Origin of the sequence: Saccharopolyspora sp. 7B (genome assembly GCF_020177435.1) — a bacterium.
Classification (GTDB): Bacteria; Actinomycetota; Actinomycetes; order Mycobacteriales; family Pseudonocardiaceae; genus Saccharopolyspora_C; species Saccharopolyspora_C gregorii.
Genome location: NZ_JAIUKC010000104.1, coordinates 1 through 6,738, shown reverse-complemented (window position 1 = coordinate 6,738; position 6,738 = coordinate 1). Strand labels below are relative to the sequence as shown.

The window sequence follows — 6,738 nt, the reverse complement described above, 5'->3', positions numbered from 1 at the left end:
GGGCGCCCCGGGGCCAACTGGGGGGGGCGGGCGCCCCCGTGCAATCCCCCCGGGGCCGGGGGGGGGCGGGGGGCGCCGGCCCTGGCCGGGGGGGTGTCCTCCCCCCCTGGGTTGGGGGGGGGGGCGGGGGGGGCCCCCCCCCCCACGTTCGCTTTCCGGGGGGCGTCGATTCGCGTGGTGCAGTGATGCGAGTGCGCGGTGAATCGTGCGGCAAGGGCGATGAAACTCGCATCTGGCCGGAAAGTTTTCACGACTCGAACAAATATCAGCGCTCGTGGAAAACGTTCCTGAATCGGTCGTGCCGCGTCCCGATCCCGCCCCGTGGATGTGAATTCCGACCGCACTGAACTGCGGAAACGTTCTCCTCGCGCATCGGGGTCTTGCGGTCGCGCAGTTCCCCGGTTTTGAATGGCCGCCCTAGCGCGCTGGACCGGTGGGGCCCCGAAACCCATTCCGGTCGCCTTGCGGCATCATGACCTCTCCGCGCATCGGAATGGTCCAGTGCGACGACCCGACGCGAGCGGGGCGCGGTATCGGCAACCTGATTGGGTGGCATGAGATTCACGGAGATCGCGGACTACAGCGTCCGGCCGGGCGAGGCGGCGCAGTGGAGCGTGTCCCCCGCGGAAGGGGCGGAACCCGTGCCCGACCCCCGCCCGCCGTCGCACCTGCAGCAGGCCCACGTGCGGGCCCGGGCCGAGCAGGGCGCGGCGAGCGACCCGAGCTGGCTGGCGATCGGCTTCGACCTGGACGGCCCGCTGGACGAGCCGGCCTGGCGCGCGGCGCTGCTGCGGTGGGTCGACCGGCACGAGACCCTGCGCAGCGCCCTGCGCTCGGACGGCGGCGAGGTCCGGCGCCGCACCTGGGCCCCCGGTCGATCGGTGATCTCCCGCGACGGGCTGGGTACCTTCCGGGAACCGGCGGAGATCTCCGACGCGTTGCGCGAGCTGTTCAACGCGCGCACCGACCCGACGAGCTGGCCCTCGTACGTGTTCGCGACCGTCACCCGCGCCGACTCGTGCACGGTGTGCCTCGCGTTCGACCACGGCAACGTGGACGGCTACTCGATCCTGCTGGTGCTGCAGGAGGTCCGCGAGCTCTACCTCGCCGCCCGCGCCGGTCGCCCCGCCGACCTGCCCGCCGCGGAGGAGGTCGGCAGCTACGTCGACTTCTGCGCCCGGGAGCGGGAGTACACCGACGGTTTCGAGCGCTCCGACGAACCGGTCGAGCGGTGGGCCGAGTTCCTCGCCGACTGCGGCGGTGCGCCGCCCGGGTTCCCGCTGCCCGCGGGCGCGCCGTCCGCCGAGCCGAGGTCGCGCCAGCACGGCCTCTGCGAGTGGCTGGTGGACGCGGACGGCGCCACCGCCTTCGAGGTGGCGTGCCGCCGCAACGGGGGCAGCGCGTTCTCCGGGGCGCTGGCGGCGCTGGCGCTGGCCGCGGCCCGGCCGGGCGCCCCCGACGCGCCGGAGCAGTTCCGCGCGTTGCTGCTGCTGCACACCAGGTCCGCCCGCCGGTGGGCGCGGTCGCTGGGCTGGTTCGTCGGCCTCGCCCCGGTGGCGTTGCCGCTGCCGGTGGGGGTGGTCGCCGCGGGTGCCGCCGGGGTGCCGGACGGCATGGACCTGCTGGACCTGCTGCCGGGGGCCGGGGCGGCGCTGCGGCGGGCGAAGCCGCTGTCGACGGTGCCCGTGCCGAAGGTGGCGGAGCTGCTGGGCGTCGAGCTGCCACCGCGGTTCGTGGTGTCCTACATGGACTTGCGCTCCAGCCCGGGGGCGCGGTGCTGGGCCGAGTCGAAGGCGCGGGCGCTGCACGCGCCGGCCAGCTCCGCCGACGAGGTCTACCTCTGGGTGATGCGCAGCGAGGAGGGGATCTACGTGACGAGCAGGTTCCCCGGTGCGGCGCGGACGGATGCCGCGGTGCGCGAGTACGTCGAGCGGATCCGGTACCTGGTGCGCGCGGCGGCCTCGGCGGCGGACCCGGAGCTGCTGCCCGAGTTCGCGCCACTGTGGACGGACGTCGAACTCCATGATCAAGTAGGGTCCGGCGTGCGCACGCCGGTCGGTGCCGGTTCGCGGCGCGCCGGGCCGGACCACGACGTGGTGCTGAAGGGAACTCGCCCATGAGGATGACCGCACTCCGCGAGTACGAGCCCGCTCCGGGCAGGCTCGTCGAATGGCACCCGACGGAGTCCACTTCGGACTCGTTGGGCGAGGCCCGGGAGCATCCGGCGCCACCGTCCTCGTTCCAGGAGAACCACCTCCGCCGTGCGCTGGCCAACGACGCCGCGGGCGCGGTGCACTCGCCGTGGCTGGCCACCGCGTTCGACCTGCCGGGTGAGCTGGACCCGGTGGCGATGGCCGGTGCCTGGCAGCGCTGGGTGCGCAGGCACGCCACCTTGCTGACCTGGTTCGAGAACACCGGCGACGAGCTGCGCCGCTGCGCGCTGGACGCCGCGGACGTGGCGTTCGCGCCCGTCGAGGTCGGCGAGTACGGCAGCGGTGCCGACATCCGGGACCACCTGCTGCACCGGTTCGCCACCGCCACCAGCGCGCTGAGCTGGCCGCCGTTCGTGCTCGGCGCGGTGCTGCGCCCGGAGTCGTCGACGGTGTTCTTCGCGGTCGACCACGCGCACACCGACGGCTACTCGATCTTCCTGGTGTTCGACGAACTGCGCCGCCTGTACCTGGAGCAGGTCACCGGTGAACCGGCCGAGCTGCCGGAGGTCGGCGACCACGCGGACTTCGCCGCGCTGGAGCGCGCCCGCGAACTCGATGCTGCGGAGCAGGCCGCGGCCGCGCGGACCTGGGGCGAGTTCTGGCTCGACGGCGGCAGCAGGCCGCCGTCGTTCCCGCTGCCGCTGGGACTCGGCGACGAGCCGCGCGGCAAGCTGCTGACCGAGCGCGAGCTGTTCGACGACGCCCAGGCCACCGCGTTCGGCAAGCGCTGCCGGGCGCACCGCGGCGGCCTCCCGGCCGGGATCTTCGCGGCGCTCGCGATCGCCGCCGCCGAGCTGGCCGGCGCGGATTCCTACCGCACGCTGACCCCGGTGCAGACCCGCGACGAGCCGCGGTGGGCCGCGGCGCAGGGCTGGTTCGTGAACCTGGTGCCGCTGCACTTCTCGCTGGCCGGGCTGCGCACCTTCGGCGAAGTGCTCGCCGCCGCCGACGAGGCGTTCGTCCGGGCCCGTGCGATCGCGGGCGTGCCGGTGGTGAAGTTGGTGGAGATGCTGGGGTCGCGGCTGCGGCTGCAGGAGGACGCGCGCACCGTGCTGCCGATCGTGTCGTTCATCGACCTGCGCCGCGTCCGCGGCTCCGAGCTGTGGGAGGCGGCGGGCGCGCAGGTGCTCAGCGGTCCGGGGGAGGGTTTCGACGTGCCGATGTGGATCAACCGGTTGCGCGGGCTGACCTACTTGAAGGCCAGCTACCCGGACACCCCGGTCGCGGCGGAGAACGTGGCCCGCTACCTGGACCGCGTGCAGGCCGTGCTGCACCGGGTCCTCGCCGAGGGCGACCACGAGTTCCGCGGCGCCGCGTCGCTCGCGGCCGTGGAGTGATCGGCGGTGCACGTCACGACGACCAGCGCGTTCGACCCGCCGTCCGGCGAGGTCGTGGAGTGGACCGCGTTCCCGTTGCCGGGCCACGAGTTCGCGCCCAGCGAGGTGCCGCCCTCGCTGAACCAGCGCTTCCACCTGGACGGGGTCCGGGCGGGCGGGGCACCGCAGTGGCTGGCCGTCGCGTTCGACCTGCCGGGGGAGCCCGACACCGCGGCGCTGGAGGTGGCGTTCGGGCGCTGGGTCCGGCGGCATCCCGGGTTGCTGAGCCGGTTCGCCGAGCACGGCGGTGAGTTCCACCGCGCGGTGCTCGCCCCCGATGCGGTGGCGCTGCGGCGGCGCGAGGCGGGTGCGTTCCCGAGCTCGGCGGCGGTGCGCGCGCACCTGGCGCGGCGGTTCGCCGAGCAGTGCCACCCGCTGCGGTGGCCGCCGTTCCTGCTGGGCGCGATCCGGCACGAGCGGGGGATGACCGCGTTCGCCGCGTTCGACCACTCCTGCGCGGACGCCCAGTCGATGGCGGTGGTCGCGCACGAGGTCCAGGTGCTGCACCGCGCCGCGGTCCGCGGCGAGGAGGCGGCGCTGCCCGCGGTCGGCGACTTCGTGGACCACTGCGCGGCGGAGCACGCGGCGGTCACCGCGGCCCGGGTCGACGCGGTGCGCACCGCACCCGGGCCGGAGTGGGACGCGCCCGGCCCGGAGGTGCTGGACGCACCGCCCGTCCCCGAGGTCGAACATCCGGCGGTGACCTACTGGCGGGATTTCCTGCTGGAGCGCGGTGGCACGACGCCCGGCTTCCCGCTGGAGCTCGGGGTGCGGCCGGGCGAGCCGGTGCCGCAGCGTTCGACGACGGGCCGGCTGCTGGACGCCGAGTGCGCGGACGCGTTCGACGCGGCCTGCCGGTCGGCGGCGGGCAGCGCCTTCACCGGGCTGCTGGCCGCCGCCGGGCTGGCGCTGCGCGAGCTGGGCGCCGCGGACCGGATCGGGCTGCTCGTCCCGCTGCACACCCGCCACGAACCGCGGTGGCGGCACGCGGTCGGCTGGTTCACCACGAACGCGCCGATCGCGTTCAACGTGGTGGAGGGCCGGTTCGCGGAGACCCACACGCACGCGAAGGTCGCGTTCCGGGAGGCGTTGGGCACGCTGGGGGTGCCGCTGCCGAACGTGCTGGCCGCGGTCGCCGAGGACTACCGGCGGGTGCGCCGCGACATCTTCATGCTGTCCTACGTGGACTACCGGGCGATGCCGGTGTCGCTGGAGTTCCCGGAGTCCCGGCCGCGGCACATCAGCAGCGAGACGGTGGCCGACGACGTGCAGCTGTGGGTCTCGCGCACCGACGACGGGTTGTTCCTGCGCGCCCGCTTCCCCGGGACGCCGGCGGCGGAGGCGGCGGTGCGCGGGTTCCGCGCCCGGCTCGTCGCGGTCCTCACCGCGGCGGCGCGGCGCCCGGTCGCGGTCAGGGCAGGTTGAGCAGCACGATCCCGGCGAGCACGACGGCGCTCGCGAGCACGCGCCCCCGGCCGAGGCGTTCGCGGAACAGCACCGCCCCGATCAGCGCGCCGAACACGATGCTGGTCTCGCGCAGCGCGGCGATGGGCGCGAGCGCGCCGCGGGTCTGCGCCCACAGCACGATGCCGTAGGCGGCCAGCGACAGCACCCCGCCGAGCAGCGCGCCGCCGGATGCGGACCGCAGCTGGGCGGGCAGCGCCCGGCCGCGCACCGCCAGCGCCAGCGGTGGCAGCGCGAGCCCTTGCAGCAGGAACAGCCAGGCGGCGTAAGCGAGCACGTCGGTCCGGTGCACGCCGACGCCGTCGAGCACGGTGTAGAGCGCGATCACCAGCCCGGTGCCGAACGCGGCGGCCAGCGCCGGGAACCGCGCGGCGGTGGGCCGCCCGCCGACGAGCACCAGGCTGGTCAGCCCCGCCGAGATCACCAGCACCCCGGCGAGCTCGGGCACCGAGATCCGCTGTCCGAGCAGCGCGGCGGAGGTCAGCGCCACCACCCACGGCGCGGTGCCGCGCGCGAGCGGGTAGACCTGGCCGAACTGGCCGAGGCGGTAGCTGAGCATCAGCCCCACCTGGTAGAGCACGTGCGCCGCGGCGGAGGCGAGCACGTACGGCCACGCGGCGGCCGTGGGGAACCCGGTGACCAGGGCGGCGGCACCGCCGATCGCGGCGTAGACCAGCGACATGAGGGTGAATCCGGCGAGCCGGTCGTCCATGCCGTGCGCGAGGGCGTTCCAGGTGGCGTGCAGCAGCGCCGCGCCGAGCACGGCGAGCACCACGTCGACGCCGATGGCCGCCTCCCTGAATCGGACCGCGTCCCGATCCTGCCCCGCCCGCGGCCCGTCGCGCTCGCGCGGCCGGAGCAGTCGGCTGGTCCGTCCGGAGCGGTCCGCGGGCGGATCGTCCGTTCCGTCCGATGCGGTCGTCCGGAGTGGCCGGTCTGCCGCGGGTTCCGGACGCGACCGGGGTGCCGGGCGATCCCGGAGCGACCGGCGTCCTGGGCTCCCGGAGTGACCGGTCGCCGTGCGGCTCCGCAGCGCCCGGGTCGCCGGGTTCCCCCTCAGCCGCCGGGCCGCCGCCCCTCACGTGAACGGCCCGTCCGCCCGGTCCCACCGGTCGAACGGGCCGTTGCTCCCGGGGAACGTCAGGACAGGGTGGCTTCCAGGGTGATGGTGGTGCCGGTCAGGGCGGCGGAGACCGGGCAGATCTCCTTGGCCTTCTGCGCGGCCTGCTGGAAGGTGGCGTCGTCGGCGCCGGGCACGGTCGCCTGCACGGTCAGCGCGATGCCGGTGATGGCGAAGCCGCCGCCGGACTTGCCGAGGGTGACCTCGGCGCTGGTGTCGATCCGTTCCGGGGTGAGGCCGGCTTCGCCGAGCAACCCGGACAGCTGCATGCTGAAGCAGGACGAGTGCGCGGCGGCGATGAGCTCCTCGGGGCTGGTCTGCCCGGCCGGGTCTTCGGCGCGGGTCGCGAACGACACGGGGAACTGCCCCGCGTTCGAGGAGTCCAGGGTGACGAGGCCCGAACCCGAGCCCAGGTCGCCGGTCCAGCTAGTCGTGGCGTTGCGGTCGGCCATGACCTCTCCTTCTGCGTCGGTGTCGTCGGGTGCGCGCGGTGGCGCACCCGGGATCAAGAACGTCCCGACCTTCGCAGAGCTTCCACTCCCACGCCGTGCGGAATCCCACCCAC

At 74.9% G+C, this 6,738-nt stretch carries 5 protein-coding genes; 3 read left to right on the top strand and 2 right to left on the bottom strand.

Features of this window, described 5'->3' with window-relative positions; all coding sequences use genetic code 11:
- Positions 1–554 precede the first annotated feature (554 nt).
- Genes LCD33_RS17100 through LCD33_RS17090 form a run of 3 tightly spaced genes read left to right on the top strand, consistent with a single transcriptional unit; the run spans position 555 to position 5,014 of the window.
- The gene (locus tag LCD33_RS17100) at positions 555–2,120 is read left to right on the top strand and encodes a hypothetical protein (protein ID WP_224978030.1); all 1,566 of its coding nucleotides are present in this window, start codon (positions 555–557) and stop codon (positions 2,118–2,120) included.
- Positions 2,117–3,550 (top strand): condensation domain-containing protein, encoded by a 1,434-nt coding sequence (locus LCD33_RS17095; RefSeq protein WP_224968717.1) that lies wholly within the window; start codon positions 2,117–2,119, stop codon positions 3,548–3,550. Before LCD33_RS17100 ends, LCD33_RS17095 begins: the two co-directional genes overlap by 4 nt.
- Before the next feature lie 6 nt (positions 3,551–3,556).
- The gene (locus LCD33_RS17090; RefSeq protein ID WP_224968719.1) at positions 3,557–5,014 is read left to right on the top strand and encodes a hypothetical protein; all 1,458 of its coding nucleotides are present in this window, start codon (positions 3,557–3,559) and stop codon (positions 5,012–5,014) included.
- Here LCD33_RS17090 and LCD33_RS17085 read toward each other — a convergent pair.
- Together LCD33_RS17085 and LCD33_RS17080 are read right to left on the bottom strand one after the other, a co-directional pair.
- Positions 5,001–5,828 (bottom strand): DMT family transporter, encoded by an 828-nt coding sequence (locus LCD33_RS17085; protein WP_224968722.1) that lies wholly within the window; start codon positions 5,826–5,828, stop codon positions 5,001–5,003. The genes LCD33_RS17090 and LCD33_RS17085 overlap by 14 nt on opposite strands.
- A 365-nt stretch (positions 5,829–6,193) precedes the next feature.
- On the bottom strand, positions 6,194–6,625 hold the full coding sequence (locus LCD33_RS17080) for an OsmC family protein (protein ID WP_224962952.1): 432 nt from the start codon (positions 6,623–6,625) through the stop codon (positions 6,194–6,196).
- Positions 6,626–6,738 lie beyond the last annotated feature (113 nt).

Bases quoted from the DNA above. Each gene is read 5' to 3' on its own strand.
- LCD33_RS17095 (WP_224968717.1), top strand. From the start codon at position 2,117: ATGAGGATGACCGCACTCCGCGAGTACGAGCCCGCTCCGGGCAGGCTC.
- LCD33_RS17100 (WP_224978030.1), top strand. From the start codon at position 555: ATGAGATTCACGGAGATCGCGGACTACAGCGTCCGGCCGGGCGAGGCG.
- LCD33_RS17080 (WP_224962952.1), bottom strand. From the start codon at position 6,625: ATGGCCGACCGCAACGCCACGACTAGCTGGACCGGCGACCTGGGCTCG.